This is a genomic window from Gardnerella leopoldii (genome assembly GCF_003293675.1).
Taxonomy (GTDB): Bacteria; Actinomycetota; Actinomycetes; order Actinomycetales; family Bifidobacteriaceae; genus Bifidobacterium; species Bifidobacterium leopoldii.
In genome coordinates, this window is record NZ_CP029984.1 from 337,057 (window position 1) to 353,312 (window position 16,256).

Here is a 16,256-nt window from a genome sequence, read left to right on the forward strand (position 1 = left end):
CGTTAAAAGGTTTAATGCAAAGCGGCTTTAAGCTGGGTTCTCGCGGTTTTTGAGCGTGTTTTGGCTGTTTGAGGAAACATGTCGACGCTCTAGGGTCGAGTGTACAAGATGGATAACGTTAAAAAGTGCACCCACTTTGCACCCACCCTGTGAAGTGGGAAAATATAGCTCAAAAGGTAAAATGAAACCTGATTATTAGTATGTGCACGAGGAGGTGCTTAAGGAATGGATAATAAGAAGTTTATCGCAGAGACGAAAGATGTTCGTTTAACGGTGAAACGTGCTGATACCTTTGGTGTGAGCTTTGTTAACTGTGAACAAGATATATTGAGGGTTGAGGAAGCGCAAAATGTTATAAGGCTTATTCAAACTAAAAAAGTCTCAGCTTCGAATTGGGTGAGGTGGCTTACTCAGGGTATGCCTGAAATTGTTGTGAGTTTGCCACATGATGTGGAAGTTTGTGAGGTTGAATCTGATTCTAATCAAGTGCTCATCACGGATATTGAGATTGGTAAGCTTTATGTAGAAGTGAACAATGGCAAGGTAGAAGTTGTTAATTTGAAGGCGGATGATGTCTTTCTTAAATGTTATAATGGGTTGGCTTCAGCAACAAACGTAGAAGTAACTCATGTTTGTACGCTTGATACGTTAAATGGCATGAGTATTTTAGAAGGAACAATCACCAAGGATGCAAGCCTTGAAGTAGATTGTGAGAATGGTGTCACCGAGGTTTCAGATAAGAAGAAGGTAAATTGTAAAAACGATGGTTTTGCGCATTACGTGGTGCACTGTCTTAATGGGAAAGCTATTGCGAAGTAGCAGACATATAGATCAAAAAAGAAGCAATAAAACTTGATATAAGTTGGAATTAGAGCGTATATAGACATACCGATAAAGGAGGAAGCCGTATATGCTCTATGTAAAATTTGATGATTTCGAAGATGTTAGCGTCATGGGAAATGAGAAAGATCATGGAATGTTTATTCCGATTAAGGATGGGAATGTGTATGCTGAGTGCGAACGGTGCGGTGTAGTTGAAAGGATCACCTCACCATGCGAATTCATTGCTAGCACATTTAGGTCAAGAGTGAACTTTAACGAAGGTTATGAACTTTGCGAGAAGTGCTTGCAAGAGGTTGAGTTTGTTACTGTCGCTTTGAGAACTGGAAAATTACCTAATCGAGAATTGAAATGACTGAAAAGCAAAGCAGTGATAACCGTAGTAATACATGAAAAACTAAACGTTAAAAGGTGCACACACTTTGCACCCGGGCGGTAAATGATAATTTAGGGAGGCGTTTTATGTCAGTAATTAAAATTGAAAACCTCACTTTCTCATATTATGGATATGTAAAACCCATATTTAAAAATGTATCGTTTTCCTTTGATACAAACTGGAAAACGGGATTGATAGGAAGAAATGGAATCGGTAAATCAACTCTATTTAAGTTACTTTTAAATCAAGAAACTTATCAAGGTAAAATAAGCAAGGATGTTGAATTTATTAAATTTCCACCAAATATAAGCGATACTTCAAAATTAGGAATTGAGTTATATAAAGAACTAATATCAGATGATGAAGAATGGAAGTTATTTAGAGAACTCAGTTTGCTAAATGTAGATGAGAACCTTGTTTACAGAGAGTTTGAAACGCTTTCTAAAGGGGAACAAACAAAAATCCTTTTAGCTATTTTGTTTACAAGAGAAGATGGCTTTTTACTTATTGATGAACCAACAAACCATTTAGATATGGACGGAAGAAAAATTGTAAGTGAATATCTGAAAAGTAAAAAAGGATTTTTGCTTATATCTCATGATAGAGATTTTTTAGATGGTTGTATCAATCATGTTATTTCTATTAACAGGAATTCTATTGATGTCCAATCGGGAAATTTTACATCATGGTATGAAAACAAAGTGATGAAAGACCAATTTGAAATTAGTCAAAATGAGAGATTAAGAAAAGATATTAAACGATTAAAAGAGTCTGCAAGACAAAGTCAAATTTGGTCTGATAAAATTGAAAATACTAAAAATGGTGTAAAAGTATCAGGTGTAAAACCAGACAAAGGACATATAGGTCATCAATCAGCCAAGATGATGAAAAAATCTAAGAATTTGGAGAATAGACAAAACAAGGCAATAGAAGAAAAACAGAGTTTACTAAAAGATATCGAAACAAAGGAAAGTCTATTATTGCATCCATTACATCATCATAAAAATCCTCTAATATCGGTTAGCAATTTATCATCATGCTATGGAGAGAGACAGATCCTAAATAATGTAAGTTTCGAGATAAAGCAAGGCGACATAGTGGCTATATATGGGGGTAATGGTAGCGGAAAATCAACCTTGATTAAAATTTTATTAGGTATAAATCACGAGTATACAGGTGAGATAAAATTAGCAGGTAATTTAAAAATCTCGTATATTCCTCAAGACACATCTAATTTAACAGGTAGCCTAAATGAATATATTCACAAGCAAGATGTTGATGAAACATTGTGTAAAACAATTCTAAGAAAATTAGATTTTTCAAGAGAATTATTTGAAATGGATATGAAGAATTATAGTGATGGACAAAAAAAGAAAGTTTTAATTGCTGTAAGTTTCTCAAAGCCAGCTCATATATTTGTTTGGGACGAACCACTGAATTATATAGATGTAATATCAAGAATACAGATTGAGGAAATTATAAAAGAAGCAAAGCCTACACTCATATTTGTGGAACACGATAAGCGATTTGTAGAAGATATCGCTAATAAAATAATACAATTTTAAGTAAAATCCAAATCCCAGTTTGTAGTGCCTTAGACTTTTATCATCATACGACATTCCCCTTGCCAGTTTCTCTCCTGCAATGAACGTTAAGGCTCTTTTATTGATGCATGGTTATCATAAGGGTAGTCTTGATACACGTGAGACTGTCGTATTGATGTCAAGGGCTTAATAGGTGGGTGCATTTTTGCCCTTGTGCAGCAAGGCTTAGTGAGGGCTATCGTTAAAAGGTTTAATGCGAAGCAGCTTTAAGCTGTGTTCTCGTGATTTTTGAGTGCGATTTTTCTGTATGAGGGAAGATATCGACGCTATGGGGTCGAGTGCACAGGATGTTAACGTTAAAAAGTGCACACACTTTGCACCCCCTTGTCTAAAAAATTTAACATTTTGAAAGGAGGAATAATGGAAACAATAGTATCCGCTTTATTAGTTTTTGTTTCTACATCCATTGACTACTTAGTTGTTTTGACTATTTTATTCGCTAGTCAAGGAAAGAAAGGTTTGAAATCAATTTATGTAGGGCAGTATTTAGGTACAGGACTGCTTGTACTGGCTAGTCTTATTGCCGCTTACTTTTTAAATTTTATTCCACAAGATTGGATTATCGGACTCCTTGGTCTAATTCCGCTAGGTCTTGGTATAAGAGCAATTTTTGTGGATGAAGATATTGATGAAGAAGATATCGAGGGGAAAATTACCGGAGATGGATCAAAAATCTTAGCATTTACAAGTTTAACAGTGGCAATGGGTGGAGATAATTTAGGAATTTATATCCCTTATTTTACAGGAAAGAGTTTGATTGAGATTAGTATAAGTTTAGTAATATTTGCCTTAGGGATTTTGGTTCTATGCAAATTATCTCAAAATCTCGCCTCAATTTCTGCTATCGGAGAGACTGTGGAAAAGTACGAAAAAGTAATTGTACCTGTCGTGTTTATTGGACTCGGTCTCTATATATTGATTGAAAATGGAACTATTAATTATTTCATAGGTCAAGTCCTAAAAGTGGTGTAAATTCATTTCTTTCCCTTTATCTGTTATTTTTATGTTCAAACTCAAACAAGAAAAATAAGTGGTGCTTCCCACCGTCACGGCGCTTCACCGTGCTATAAGATGCAGGAGGCTGATTAGGTGGGGTGCATTTTAGTCCTTGTGTAGCAAGGCTTAGTGAGGGCTATGGTTAAAAGGTTTGGCGTGTGGCGGCTTTAGGCTGAGTTCTTGTGGTTTTTGAGCGTGTTTTGGCTGTATGGGGGAAGATATCTACGCTCTAGGGTCGAGTGCACAGGATGTTAACGTACTTCGCTTGCGTTGAAAGCACACTGTGCTTTCAACTTTGAGCAAGCTCAGCGAATCGAAGTGCATTCGCGAATTATGTTATTCCTCACGGCTATTAGTAGCCGTTCGGCTGATTTGGCATGTAAAGTCCACTGGACTTTACATGCCAAATCACGCTTTGAAGGAGCTTGAAATGCGTTATACAATTTCAAGCTCTGTCAAAGCGCCCATGCAAGTCGATTCGCCACTTTGCACCCACCCTGTGAAGTGAGGATATACAGTATAGTTTGCATAATTATTTATTACGCAAAAAACATGATAATAAAATTTATACAAGCAAAAAGAGATGTTACTCAAATGGCATAATTGTAAAAAGTTACTTTATAACATTCTCCTATATCGTGGGGCTTAAATCTAAGCCCCACTTTTTATATTCAAAACTATTTTTTCAAATAAATAAAAGTCAAAGACTTTACATATTTAACGCTTATTCTTAGCTAAAATACCTGTTTTTAATATCATTTGTAAGCATACGCTGAACAAAAAAATACAAAACAATATATTGCATATAAAAGGTGAAATACTGCGCGCAATTATTGCGCCTAAGTTTACAGTAAATGTCGCAAAAATACCGATAATAATTCCTTCAGTAAAATGAGTATAATGGTAACGAGCATTAGCAATACTACCACTTATAACTGTAGGAAGCGTGACAAGCAAAGCAGTTCCTCTTGCCATAAGGTCTCCCATGCCGAGCAAAAGTTGCACGCATGGCACTATAATTCCTCCGCCACCAACGCCTAAAATACCTGAAAAAATACCAGAAACAACGCCTATAAATATAAGACATATAGCTTTTAAAAAACTAACATTAAAATCTACATTTCTTAACGGAATCCAAACTTGACTAGAACATATAACTAGTAATACAAAAAGTGTAAAACACCAAGGAAATATTTTTTTAGGCAAAATATGTGAAAAATATACCCCAATTTGTGATCCGAAAACTGAACCTATTATTAGAAAAAATGCTGATAAAAATGACACTTTGCCGTTTAAACCGTAAACAATGCTTCCACAAAGCGACGTTATAATTATGGCAACAAGAGAAGTAGCAGTAGCATGACGCTGATCAAATTTCATAAAAACAGTTAATGCAGGAACTATCACCATTCCTCCACCTACACCGAACAATCCTGATAAGAAACCTGCTAATAGTCCAATGAAAACGATTAAAACAATATTCTGGAAATTATATTTGATTTTAAAAATATTTCTCAACATATATCTTTTCTTCACAAATTACCTCCTCGTACTTTATTCACTACTTTTACTATATTATGTGAAAAATAGAATATTTCTATACTAGTTCAATTGTAATTTATGTATTTATTTATCTAATTAACGTAAGTAATGGATAATAAGAAGTTTATCGCAGAGACGAAAGATGTTCGTTTAACGGTGAAACGTGCTGATACCTTTGGTGTGAGATTTGTTAACTGTGAACAAGATATATTGAGGGTTGAGGAAGCGCAAAATGTTATAAGGCTTATTCAAACTAAAAAAGTTTCAGCTTCGAATTGGCTGAGGTGGTTTACTCAGGGTATGCCTGAAATTGTTGTGAGTTTGCCACATGATGTGGAAGTTTGCGAGGTTGAATCTGATTCTAATCAAGTGCTCATCACGGATATTGAGATTGGTAAGCTTTATGTAGAAGTGAACAATGGCTTTGTATCCACTGGAGAAAGATAAAATTCATATTTAATGAAATTGACAATCAGGCCTTATGGAGGGTTTTATGGCTGAGATTTGGGATGCGTATGATAAAGAATTTAATAAATTAAAGAATATTACATTAGTGAGAGGAGAACCAATTCCTGACGGCATGTATCATTTGGTGGGCGAAGTAATTGTTAAACATATAGATGGTACTTACCTTATTATGCAAAGAGATTTTGAAAAGAAATTCGGTGGAATGTGGGAGTTGACAGCAGGTGGTTCTGCATTGCAATATGAAACACCATTAGAATGTGCAGTAAGAGAATTAAAAGAAGAAACAGGTATTGAAGCTTCAAATATTATGGAGATCGGAAGATTTGTGCAGGATGTTTACCACTCTCTTTATGTTGAATATCTATGCGTAACCGATTGTAAGAAAAATGCAATTGCTCTTCAAAAAGGAGAAACGGTTAATTATAAGTGGGTAGATAAAAAGAGCCTTTTGGAAATGAGCCAAGACGAGTTAGTATCATCAAGGGCAATCAAACTTATTAAAACAGTAGATATATAAATTCAAGTTTGGCTGTTTGAGGGAAGATATCAACGCTCTAGGGTCGAGTGCAATAAGTTCAATGACTGTTGCTTGTGCACAATGTGATATACAAATGTATCAATCACTTGGGTTTTCAATTCAGATTGGGAACTTGTTTGCATTTGAACCATAAGTCACAGTCATTAGATAAAAAATGAAGGAGTAAACCATGGAACATAATTGCGGATTTATTAACGATAAAAAAGCATTTAGATATAGAGCAGCAGCCATCATAGTCGAAGAAGGTTGTGTGCTATTTGCAAGAAATGATGAGGACGACTATTTCTACTCAGTTGGCGGAGCGGTTCACATGGGCGAGACATCAGAAGAAGCCGTCAAGAGAGAAGTATTTGAAGAGACAGGTCTTAATTACGAGGTCGATCATCTTGCTGTCATACACGAGAACTTCTTCATCGGCAGCTCTGGCTTAAAAGGAGTAGACTTCCATGAGCTGACATTCTACTACATGATGAAGCCCATGGGCAAAAGAGATTTTACGAGCCAAAGCACTACAGAGTCAGGTGCTAAAGAGACAATGCATTGGTTACCTATAGATGAGCTTGATAAGTGCAAGGCTTACCCGACATTTATGAAAGAATATCTTAAATCGGAGCACAGTGGAATAGAGCATATAATTTCAGATGAAAGATATTAATGAATCCCGCTATTATGGTAAGAGATCGTTACATGGAAAATTTGATTTAAAAGACAAGCCAGTCTCTGATGTTCTTAAAGTACAAGGTATTGATAAAGCAGGTAATGTTGCTGTAGGCTATAAGGAAAAGTAGTAATATTTTCACTCAAGAATCAAGCTATTAAGCAAATCTTAAACCTTTAACGATAGCTTTTTTAATAATCGTTAACATAATAATGATAGTTATTAGGAATAGTTATTCCAGTAGTGCGTCAATATTTCGTTTTGAATATAGAAGTCTGCGCACTTCCATAGTGTCGTCGATGACAACGTAAAAAACAGAAAAGTTGCGTACGCTAATCCTGTAGTAGGGGTGTTCTCGTGTTGTTGATGATTGGTAAGGAGCAAATAAGAGGGGCGATTCAAGCCGTTTATCGATTGCTGATTCTATATCGTCAACAAGTCTGTGAGCAGCTTTTGGGTTTTGCAGTGTATTGGTTATATAGTCAACTGTTTCTAATAAATCTTCTTTGAATAGTGGTAGAAAGGTTAATTTATACGTGTTCTTGCTCATTAATCCTTCTCCTTACGTTATCAAAGACGTCAGCTTTAGAAAGACGCGTAGAAGTGTTTGCGGCAAAAGTATCTGCTTCATCGAGTTTTCTTTCAATGTCGTCAGTGAGGGCAGAGTATTGTTTGATGCTCATGAGAACCATAGTCCCATAACCATTTTTTGTAAGGAATACTGGTGTATTTGAATTTATAACTGTTTCTTCTACTTCTGGGAATTTATTTCTTAAATCGGAAACTGGACGAATATTAATCATAGTATCAACCTCCTTTTATCAAAAAAGTATCATAATATTATCAAGATTACAATAGTTAGCGCGCTATCGAATTTTTATTCCGACGTTTGGCGAGATATTAGTACGATGATTGGCTTTGTTTAGAAATGTGGTTGTAAAGACTAAATGTTAAAAGGTTTAGCGCACGGTAGATTTAAGATTGCTTCTCGAGATTCTAAATGTGATTTTGCTATTTTGCTGTCGAGTAGTTGTGCGATTTAGTTGCTTATGTTTTGGGGAACAAAATGGTATAAAAATTGTAAAAAAGTTCCCTACATTATTTGATTTCTCACAGTAAAGGCTTGCTAGTTATTCCAAAAAATAAGGTTTCTGAGTTTAAGAAGTTGTTTGTTGAGTATTATGAAGATGAAGATTTGCAGGTGATTGCTTCGTTTATGAGGGAATATTGTTGGAAGCATTAAACGTGCATGATGATATTGATTCTTCTGGTTCTTCTGTTTCGTGAACCTTGCTGTTTATGAAGAGTATAGTTTGCTAGTAAATGAAGAGATTAGCGTTGATAATCTAGACAAATTAGTACGAAAAAGTAATATATTTATTAAGATTATTACAGTAATCAGAGTGAATGGTAGATCTTGTTTACTTAATAGTTTGTTTTATGATCATTTGATACAGAGTCGTGTTAACGAAAAGGAGGCTAGTAGTGTTATGAGAAGTAAAACTATTTTTTGTAAAAACATTTTTCAAAGTTGTCTTGTTATGCTTCTGCTGCTAGGTTCTCTCTTTTCTCTTGCTGGATGTGCTGATGATGAGGAGAAGGCGGAGCTTGCGTCGTATCATTGGGAAACGGTAGCGGTATCTCAAGAAGAGTTTCGTATACCAGAAAACTATGTGAACAAAGATGAGTTGTATCTCTTTGTGTCGCGGGATATTCTTGATTCTCATTATGATTTGTCTAAAGTCACTCTTGGAGATAAGCCCATCAAATTATTTGACTCATCGTTCAATTTACCTGGTCCAGGACTTAAAGCTTTATTTTTGGTTGGAAAATTTGATTTAAAAGACAAGTCAAGTTCTGATGTTCTTAAAGTACCAGGGATTAATAAAACAGGTAATGTTGCTGTAGGTTATAAGAAGAAATAGTAATATTTTGCACTTAATTTGAAGCGTTTCCCTGATGATGAATTAGTTAATGAAACTTGTAGATTAGAGGGTTTGGAATGAATATGTATGTTGGAGGTATATGTTAAATAGGGTTGTATCTCGTTATGATTCGTTCGTTGCGAATCATCAACGTGCAAAAGGTGCTTTAGTATATTTTATAGTTCTTATGCCGCAGGTGTTATCAGTTTTTATTACTGGTTTGATACAGCTTGCTGGAATGTTGTTGCTTATTTATACGATGGGATCGTTACATTCTGCTTCGACGCTTCTTGAAGGGTTTGTTGCGTTTAAGTTGGCGTTATCTTTCTTCTTACAATCATTGGGTTTTATTGCTAAAGATCGTTGTGAGATGCTTCTTATCGCTTTGTTTCGTCAGCTTACTTCCATCGTTTTGTGCGTTTATCTGTTCAGAATAATGATGATGAAACATTGCAGTCTTCTGCATTAACATATCCAAATCAGATAAGTCAGATAGCTTATGGTGTTGATTTCGTGTTATCAATATTGCAGTTTATTATTCTTTTTGCTATCTGTGTTGTTCAATATCACGAGAATAGTATTGTAGCGGTTTTACTATTAGTCCTCTTATGTGTTGGTAATTTGTTCCTTATACGTTGGATTGGCGTATTGTGGAAGAACTATGTGGATTTAGAAGGTAAACGTCGTAATCTTCTCAGTAAAATTATTGATAAACTTCCTCACGCTTCAAGAGTGTATCGTTATAATGTTGGTATTACGGCGATTGAAGATGCGCGTAAAGCAGAAGAAAGAGTGTTGTATAAGCGCATATTTCCTCAACTATTGAGTAATATTGTTGAGCAAGGTGGGTTGACATTACTGCTTGCTGGTGTTGTTCTTGTTCATGTAACTATTTTTCCAAATGCGTTGTTTAATGTTGGAATTCTTTTTGCGATTAAATATTTGTATGGTGCCATGCAGAATAATATTGTGAATTATCGCGTGATTCGGCTTGCTCTTCCAATGGACAGGGATTTAGTGCAATTAGAGCAAAATGCTATGAAGAATACTCGTGCGGATGCTACTAATATTTCTGATTCTGTTGTGTTTGATAATAAGTTCGCTCTTTTGTCTAAAGAAGCTGGCTCGGCGTTGAATGCGTATGATTCTATTGTTAGCAGTAGTAAAATATTAGTGCCTTGTAATCCTATTATGTCGCAGGGGCTTATTGAAGCTTGGTTTGATATTGTGAGCGATGATACTCGTCAGAAGTACGAAAACTTCTTGCGTTTATTTAATGTGTCGCGTGAGGTTGCGGATAGGTTTTTGCATAATCCTGAAACGTTATCTGTTGGTGAGCGTCAACGCGTGGTGTTGGCTATGGCGTTTGCTCAAGACGTGGAATATTTGGTGCTTGATGACGTGTTTTCTGTGTTAAATCCAGAGCTTCGAGAAACAGTTTCACAAGCTATGCTAAGTTCTCAAGTTCATCATATTGTTTTATTTGCACGTAATCCAGAGTATATTCCTTGTGTGTTTTATGGTAACAACTCTAAGCAAGTCACGCATAGTGTGGTTGAAGAAAATCATTTGCAGAATACTGGTAGTGATAAAACTATGCAAGCGGATTGTGTGGAATCGAAAATTCCTACAGGTGCAGAATCACGTGGTAAGTTCATTAGAACTGTGCGCGAATTGTTCTCCGCTAGTATTATTTGTTTGCCGATAGCAACAGTACTTATAGTTCTTGCTGAGTTAATGTTTGTAGAGAATATCGCTACGAACACCAACTTAAATATGCTTCAGTCTTCTGCATTGTTTGCAAGCTTGCTTATTGTCGTTGGTATTATTGCTCTTAATTTTCCTGTATATGCTGTGCCAATTGTGCGGCTTACAAAACTGCATAATCGTTTGATTATGCGTTTGCATAAGTATTCAAATATTGATAATAAAGGTGATGTTTTAGGTAGGCTTGGGGATGATTTTTCTGACTTACAGATGAGTATTCCGAGTGCTATTGCACACGTTATTTTTATTATTGTTCAAACAGTAATAGTTCTTGCTATGACAATTGCTGCAGTACCGCAGTACGTATACATAATGATTATTATGGTGCCGTTATCTTGTCTAATATGGTATGCCGGTTCTCGATTACTTAATACGGCTGCGGATAAACAAGCACAATATCGCGATAAGTTCTTAGGAGCATTATCGTCGTTATTATCAACGCGAAGTTTACCGCAAGGTGCTATTTTTGATAGTTCGCGCAAGTATCATTATGCTTCGTCAGAAAATAAGTATTGGCAGCGTATGCGTCGTTTTATCAATATTTACACAGTGAGAAATTGCATGATGCAAAGTCTCTCTTTAATATTGGAATTTTCAATACTTTATATGCTTACAGTATCATCAATGAATTTTGCTTCTGCTAGTGCTGTGTTGTATTTTGTGGTAATGCTGTCGTCAAGCTTGGAAAATGTGATTGAAACTTTGCAAGATTCAGGAGTTTTGACCCAGACTGCTCAACGAGTTTTCAGCTTGGAAAATTATGAGCGTAAGCAGCAAGCGTATAAGAGGAATGAATTAGCATACCAGAATCTTAGTAATACCATTGCTGATAGTGATATTTCTTCAGTTGCTATTATTGGCGCTAGTGGTGCTGGTAAATCAGTATTGTTGCGAGATTGGTTTGATTATAACAATACTCAGAATTGTATGCTGATTGAAGATTACTTATTTGATGATAATGGTGCTATTGTTGCTCCAGATTTCACGTCGCTCACAAAGTGTATTGGTGCTCAACAGCGAACTGTTATTATGTTGGATGAGACGTTCAAAAGTGTAACTGATGCTGATGGCTGTAGTGAACGTGAAATAATTGTGCGAGCTATTAGATGTGCTAAAACGAGGAATAACAAGCTTGTAGTTGTGTTGCACGCGCAAACTAATTGTGATGTATTCGATAAGGTAATTAATTTTGATGAATATTATAAGAATCCAAAAGTACTGTGAGTTGCGTTCGTTGAGACGTTACTGATGGTGGATTGTTGGGCTTGAATTCATATTGTAATTGCATACTGTATACGTTTGTGAAGCAACAAGTGGAATGTGTTGCGATATGCGATACAGTATTTTATGATGTGTGTATGGAGGTTGGTTTATATGGCAGTTACTAAGACAGCGAATGTGAATGTGAGAATACAAGAAAATATTAAGCAGCAGGCTGAGCAGATTTTGGAAACGATTGGAATTTCTAGGGCTACGGCTATTGACATGTTTTATCGTCAAATCATTCTTAATAAGGGTATTCCGTTTTCGCTTACTATTCCAAAGTCTCTTCCGGCACAAGATGATATGGATGAGAAAACGTTTAATGCTTTGATAGCTAAAGGCTATGATCAGGCGGTTCAAAGTGATAGCTATCCGATAGATGATGTTTTTGAGGAGCTTGAACGATGATAGGAAACCGTGAGGTAAGCTTGGTTTTAGAAAATTAAACTTTTTAACGATAGCTTTTTCTATCGTTAAAAAGTTTAGTATGCGACGGCTTTAGGCTGGCTTGGAGCGGTTTTTTGAGCGTGTTTTGGCTGTTTCTTACTCGAGTGCCTATTGATTTAGTTGCTTGTGTTTTGGGGAACAAACCGTCGCAATGGTCGTAAAAAAGTTCCCTACATTATTTGATTTCTTATGCTGTTACAATTGGTAACTATAGTGTTTCACCTTGTTTCTTTTTCCGTTGTAAATTATTTGTTAGTTTGTAATTAGGCGGTATCTAAATCAAATGTTTCAATACTAATTTGGTTTCCGTCAAGTAATTTCATGATGTGTAATAAGTGATTTGAAAGGAGTTGTGTTATGAGTAGCGTTATATCTTTGGGAGAAAAAATTAGAAAGGCTCGTCTGGAAGCTGGGTTGACGCAGGAGGAGCTTTCGGAATTATTGATGGTATCTCGTGCTGCTGTAGCAAAATGGGAAACGAATCGGGGTTTGCCGGATATCGAGAATCTGAAATTTATTGCATCTGCTCTAAGCGTGAGCGTTGATTATCTTTTGGATGAGAACAATAGCGTTGATTTTTCTATTACTAAGAAGCCTATTAATCTCAATAAATATTGTTTCGACGGTAGGGTGAGCAGTTTTAAGAAGTCGAAAATTAAAGAGCAGATTGTCTTAGATGAATATCCTGACTCAGAAATCAATATGCTAACTGTTGTTAAAACTTATAACAGTTCATCTGAGAAGATAGTGGATAATTTTGTTGGATGGTTTTCTACTCTCCTTGGAGGATTGCCATTGTTTGGCATATATGATTTCAGTAAAGCTGTCTCCACTCTTGGGGCTGATCAGTATTATTTGGTGGATAAAAAAGATAAGCAGTATTTCGTGCTTATAACTGATGAGTATATTATTAGCAGAATTATGGGAGTGGCGTTTAATAGTAAAAAGTTCCGTATTGGAGATAAGGAATTTATGAAAGTTGGTTTTCTTCGTAATAAGTAGTAAATAGGTGGAAAGAAAAATTTTATGGATTCGAAAAGCCTGCACTTATTGGAAAAATAAAAAAATTTTTCTTTAATAAGGTTTGTATGTGTGGTTTTTTTTTAAATAGTAATACTATTAAGGCTAAACAGCCTGGTATGGATTCTAATTTTAATAGAATCGTATTCTTATTAGAATTGCATATTAAGAATAAGGAGAACTTATGAAATTAATTAGACCAGATAGTAAATATATTCAAGGTTATATAGAAGCAAATGAAGAAGATGAAATTTTTAGGCCGAATGCAGAAAGACGTTTTAGAAATTATGACACAATTATAGAGAGTTCTTATAACTATGAACATGGTATAAATCTGCCTGAAAATTATGTTAGAGCTACTACATTTTGGCTGATAGATAATGAAAAATTTATTGGTGAAATTAATATTAGGCATGAATTAAATTCTTTTTTAATTAACTATGGTGGTCACATAGGGTACGAAATTAGGCAATCTGAATGTATGAAGGGTTATGGAACAAAAATGCTTTCTATGGCACTTACATATTGTAAAGAGACTCTGAATCTACATAAAGTTTTGATTACATGTGATGATGACAATATTGGATCGATAAAAGTTATAGAAAATAATGGTGGAATTTTGGAGAACAAAGTGAAAAATAGCTTATCAAGAGGAAATGTTACGACAAGAAGGTATTGGATTAATATATAGGAAAAAGATTAAATTTTATCTATACTGACCACTCAATCGTGGCTTAGGACAATTTTTAGACATTTTGTATAATCAAAGCACTATATTCCGTGATTGCATTTTCTGGAGAAAGATGATGAGTGAGACGAATGTAAGGCCAGTGCTTTAGGGGCATTCACTTAGGGATTTAATTCCTAAAAAATTATCGGCGTAATCGGTATTACTACCGGCTACGCCGATTTTACTTATGGAGTGGAATATCAACTGCACCTATGTAATTCCACTGTATCCATATGGTTTGTTTCTTGGTTCTTGTACCTGCTACCTTTTCAGATTTTTCAACATAAATCTTATCTACAAAGGTTCGAATGATCTCTGCATTAAGTTCTTGTATATCTGTGTATTGTCGTACTAATTTCAAGAAAGAATCCACGTTGAGACATTCCTCTTGCGCTTTAGAAATAAAGGCTTCAAGGGATTCAATCTTGCTTTTCAGTTCAGCTTGTTCCTTGTCGTAGGACTCAGACATGCTCTTAAATCGTTCATCAGAAATTTTACCGTCTAAGTTGTCTTCATAGAGATGCTGAACAATTGTGTCAAGTTTGCTAATTCTTGCTTTTGCTTGCTCGAGTTCCCTATTAGAGGACTTTAACTTTTGGGTTAGTTCTTTCTCGCTTTTCTTCATCACAAGTCCCACGAACTCTTCTTCGTGCTGTTTGGCAAATGAAGTAATCATTCGTAGCTCGTGAAGCAGTATTGCTTCGATCTGAATATTTCTAATTTGATGTGATGAGCATTTGCCTTTTTGCTTACGATATGTAGCACAGACAAAGTATTCTTTATCATGGCTCCAACCTTTTCCTCGAACCTGATAAAGCTTGTTACCACAATCCGCACAAAATAGCATTCCCGATAACACCGGCATCTCTCCAAGATTGGTACGCACTCGTCTACCATCTCTTATACGTTGAACAATATCAAAAGTTTCCTGGTCAATAATTGCTTCGTGTGTGTTTTTGAAAATTAGCCAGTCTTCTTTGGGATTCAATAATGTTTTCTTGCACTTGTACGATTTCTTTCTTGTTTTGAAATTGACCGTATGCCCAAGATATTCTTGCTTTTCAAGCATATTAGAGATAGTTTTTTGATTCCAGACTCCCTTAATCTCCGATTTCGCGGAAGGAATTTTAATACCAAGAGAGAAAAAATGCTCAGAAGGTGTTGGAATATTCCTTTTGATTAGCTCATTGGCAATCTGGCTAGGCCCATACCCATTAACGCAGAGTCTAAAGATTTCACGCACTACACTGGCAGCTTCTTCATCTACAATCCAATGATTTTTATCTTCAGGATCCTTAAGATATCCGTAAGGAGGATTGATGCAGAGCGGCTTCCCACTTTGTCCTTTTGCTTTAAACACAGCTTTTATTTTTCTGCTTGTGTCTTTAGCATAAAACTCATTGAAGATGTTGATGAAAGGTGTCATGTCGTTGTCTGACTGATTATTGCTATCTACGCCGTTATTTATTGCAATAAAGCGAATATCAGCGTTAGGGAATACCATCTCTGTATACATACCAACTTGCAGATAATCTCTACCCAAGCGTGACATGTCCTTGACGATAATGGTTCCAATCTTTCCTTCGTCAATGAGAGCAGTTAATTTAAGCCAATCAGGTCGCTGGAAATTAGTACCCGAGTAGCCATCGTCTACAAAGAACATAAGATTGTTGAAATGATTATCCTCGGCATACTTTTTCAGCATGCTCTTTTGATTGATAATGGAATTGCTGTCACCTTGTAATTCATCGTCTTTGGATAAACGGCAGTAAAGTGCCGTTATCTTGCCTACATTATCTAGAGTATAAGAAGGCTGTCTATTTAGTTTATTCATCTGTTTTTCCTCCTTTCCGACAGCCTTCAAGCGGTCAGTATATATTCCCGTATAACTCAGAATTTATCAAGTTATTTAGCTTCTATTACATGGTTTAAATTGCTTAAAATAAGGTGTTTGATTAGGTCTTTGACACCTTTCTGAGCACTCTTGCTTTCAAGAGAGTTAACCGTAAATTCAGTATTTCCGATTCTTAACACTTCGGTTTTTACCGGTGTATCCTTAATTTGTTCATCCATGCATTTTGA

The 16,256-nt window shown here is 35.7% G+C and carries 19 protein-coding genes; 14 read left to right on the forward strand and 5 right to left on the reverse strand.

The annotated features are described in order from the left end of the window. The first annotated feature begins 225 nt into the window (after positions 1 to 225). The 4 genes from DOD25_RS01560 to DOD25_RS01575 all read left to right on the forward strand — a co-directional run bounded on the left by DOD25_RS01560 (position 226) and on the right by DOD25_RS01575 (position 3,792). Positions 226 to 819 (forward strand): DUF4097 family beta strand repeat-containing protein, encoded by a 594-nt coding sequence (locus DOD25_RS01560; RefSeq protein ID WP_064340477.1) that lies wholly within the window; start codon positions 226 to 228, stop codon positions 817 to 819. Positions 820 to 910: 91 nt separating this feature from the next. Next, positions 911 to 1,195 carry a hypothetical protein gene (locus DOD25_RS01565; RefSeq protein ID WP_004114737.1) on the forward strand — a complete coding sequence of 95 codons (285 nt, stop codon included), beginning with the start codon at positions 911 to 913 and terminating at the stop codon, positions 1,193 to 1,195. A 107-nt stretch (positions 1,196 to 1,302) separates the two neighbouring features. Further along, positions 1,303 to 2,781, forward strand: coding sequence for an Lsa family ABC-F type ribosomal protection protein (locus DOD25_RS01570; RefSeq protein WP_004113321.1), 1,479 nt, complete (start codon positions 1,303 to 1,305; stop codon positions 2,779 to 2,781). 399 nt (positions 2,782 to 3,180) lie between these two features. After that, positions 3,181 to 3,792 carry a CadD family cadmium resistance transporter gene (locus DOD25_RS01575; RefSeq protein WP_112928583.1) on the forward strand — a complete coding sequence of 204 codons (612 nt, stop codon included), beginning with the start codon at positions 3,181 to 3,183 and terminating at the stop codon, positions 3,790 to 3,792. A 741-nt stretch (positions 3,793 to 4,533) separates the two neighbouring features. Here the strand turns inward: DOD25_RS01575 and DOD25_RS01580 are convergent. Beyond that, entirely contained in the window at positions 4,534 to 5,337 is an 804-nt protein-coding gene (locus DOD25_RS01580; protein ID WP_004104941.1) for a sulfite exporter TauE/SafE family protein, read from the reverse strand. 129 nt (positions 5,338 to 5,466) lie between these two features. Here DOD25_RS01580 and DOD25_RS01585 point away from each other — a divergent pair, with 129 nt between their 5' ends. From DOD25_RS01585 to DOD25_RS06385, 4 genes are all read left to right on the forward strand, one after another. Further along, a complete protein-coding gene (locus DOD25_RS01585) occupies positions 5,467 to 5,805 on the forward strand; it encodes a hypothetical protein (protein ID WP_004104939.1) in 339 nt (112 codons plus the stop codon). A gap of 46 nt (positions 5,806 to 5,851) precedes the next feature. Then, the gene (locus DOD25_RS01590) at positions 5,852 to 6,343 is read left to right on the forward strand and encodes an NUDIX hydrolase (RefSeq protein WP_004573943.1); all 492 of its coding nucleotides are present in this window, start codon (positions 5,852 to 5,854) and stop codon (positions 6,341 to 6,343) included. 190 nt (positions 6,344 to 6,533) lie between these two features. Beyond that, positions 6,534 to 7,019, forward strand: a complete 486-nt coding sequence (locus DOD25_RS01600; protein ID WP_004136341.1) for an NUDIX hydrolase — start codon at positions 6,534 to 6,536, stop codon at positions 7,017 to 7,019. After that, positions 7,006 to 7,152: a hypothetical protein gene (locus tag DOD25_RS06385; protein WP_162720527.1), complete on the forward strand. Its 147-nt coding sequence runs from the start codon at positions 7,006 to 7,008 to the stop codon at positions 7,150 to 7,152. The genes DOD25_RS01600 and DOD25_RS06385 overlap by 14 nt, the downstream gene beginning before the upstream one ends. Positions 7,153 to 7,254: 102 nt before the next feature. On the opposite strand, the gene DOD25_RS01605 is transcribed toward DOD25_RS06385, so the two are convergent. Both DOD25_RS01605 and DOD25_RS01610 read right to left on the reverse strand, forming a co-directional pair. Continuing rightward, positions 7,255 to 7,572: a type II toxin-antitoxin system RelE/ParE family toxin gene (locus DOD25_RS01605; RefSeq protein ID WP_016635624.1), complete on the reverse strand. Its 318-nt coding sequence runs from the start codon at positions 7,570 to 7,572 to the stop codon at positions 7,255 to 7,257. Then, positions 7,553 to 7,825, reverse strand: a complete 273-nt coding sequence (locus DOD25_RS01610; RefSeq protein WP_101885967.1) for a type II toxin-antitoxin system Phd/YefM family antitoxin — start codon at positions 7,823 to 7,825, stop codon at positions 7,553 to 7,555. The genes DOD25_RS01605 and DOD25_RS01610 overlap by 20 nt, the downstream gene beginning before the upstream one ends. Before the next feature lie 687 nt (positions 7,826 to 8,512). Here DOD25_RS01610 and DOD25_RS01615 point away from each other — a divergent pair. The 6 genes from DOD25_RS01615 (at position 8,513) to DOD25_RS01635 (ending at position 14,135) form a co-directional block, all read left to right on the forward strand. Further along, positions 8,513 to 8,947, forward strand: a complete 435-nt coding sequence (locus DOD25_RS01615) for a hypothetical protein (protein WP_112928875.1) — start codon at positions 8,513 to 8,515, stop codon at positions 8,945 to 8,947. 100 nt (positions 8,948 to 9,047) lie between these two features. Next, positions 9,048 to 9,416: a hypothetical protein gene (locus DOD25_RS06450; protein WP_234025946.1), complete on the forward strand. Its 369-nt coding sequence runs from the start codon at positions 9,048 to 9,050 to the stop codon at positions 9,414 to 9,416. After that, complete coding sequence (locus DOD25_RS01620; protein WP_234025947.1) at positions 9,362 to 11,938, forward strand: ATP-binding cassette domain-containing protein; 2,577 nt, start codon at positions 9,362 to 9,364, stop codon at positions 11,936 to 11,938. The genes DOD25_RS06450 and DOD25_RS01620 overlap by 55 nt, the downstream gene beginning before the upstream one ends. A gap of 150 nt (positions 11,939 to 12,088) precedes the next feature. Continuing rightward, entirely contained in the window at positions 12,089 to 12,385 is a 297-nt protein-coding gene (locus DOD25_RS01625) for a type II toxin-antitoxin system RelB/DinJ family antitoxin (protein ID WP_064340435.1), read from the forward strand. A 396-nt stretch (positions 12,386 to 12,781) separates the two neighbouring features. Continuing rightward, entirely contained in the window at positions 12,782 to 13,426 is a 645-nt protein-coding gene (locus DOD25_RS01630; protein ID WP_004573989.1) for a helix-turn-helix transcriptional regulator, read from the forward strand. Between the two features lie 202 nt (positions 13,427 to 13,628). Next, positions 13,629 to 14,135 (forward strand): GNAT family N-acetyltransferase, encoded by a 507-nt coding sequence (locus DOD25_RS01635; protein ID WP_004573993.1) that lies wholly within the window; start codon positions 13,629 to 13,631, stop codon positions 14,133 to 14,135. A 220-nt stretch (positions 14,136 to 14,355) separates the two neighbouring features. Here DOD25_RS01635 and DOD25_RS01640 read toward each other — a convergent pair whose 3' ends face one another. Then, positions 14,356 to 16,008 carry a recombinase family protein gene (locus DOD25_RS01640; protein WP_050567752.1) on the reverse strand — a complete coding sequence of 551 codons (1,653 nt, stop codon included), beginning with the start codon at positions 16,006 to 16,008 and terminating at the stop codon, positions 14,356 to 14,358. Positions 16,009 to 16,079: 71 nt separating this feature from the next. Next, positions 16,080 to 16,247, reverse strand: a complete 168-nt coding sequence (locus DOD25_RS06415) for a hypothetical protein (protein WP_004121940.1) — start codon at positions 16,245 to 16,247, stop codon at positions 16,080 to 16,082. Positions 16,248 to 16,256: the final 9 nt, after the last annotated feature.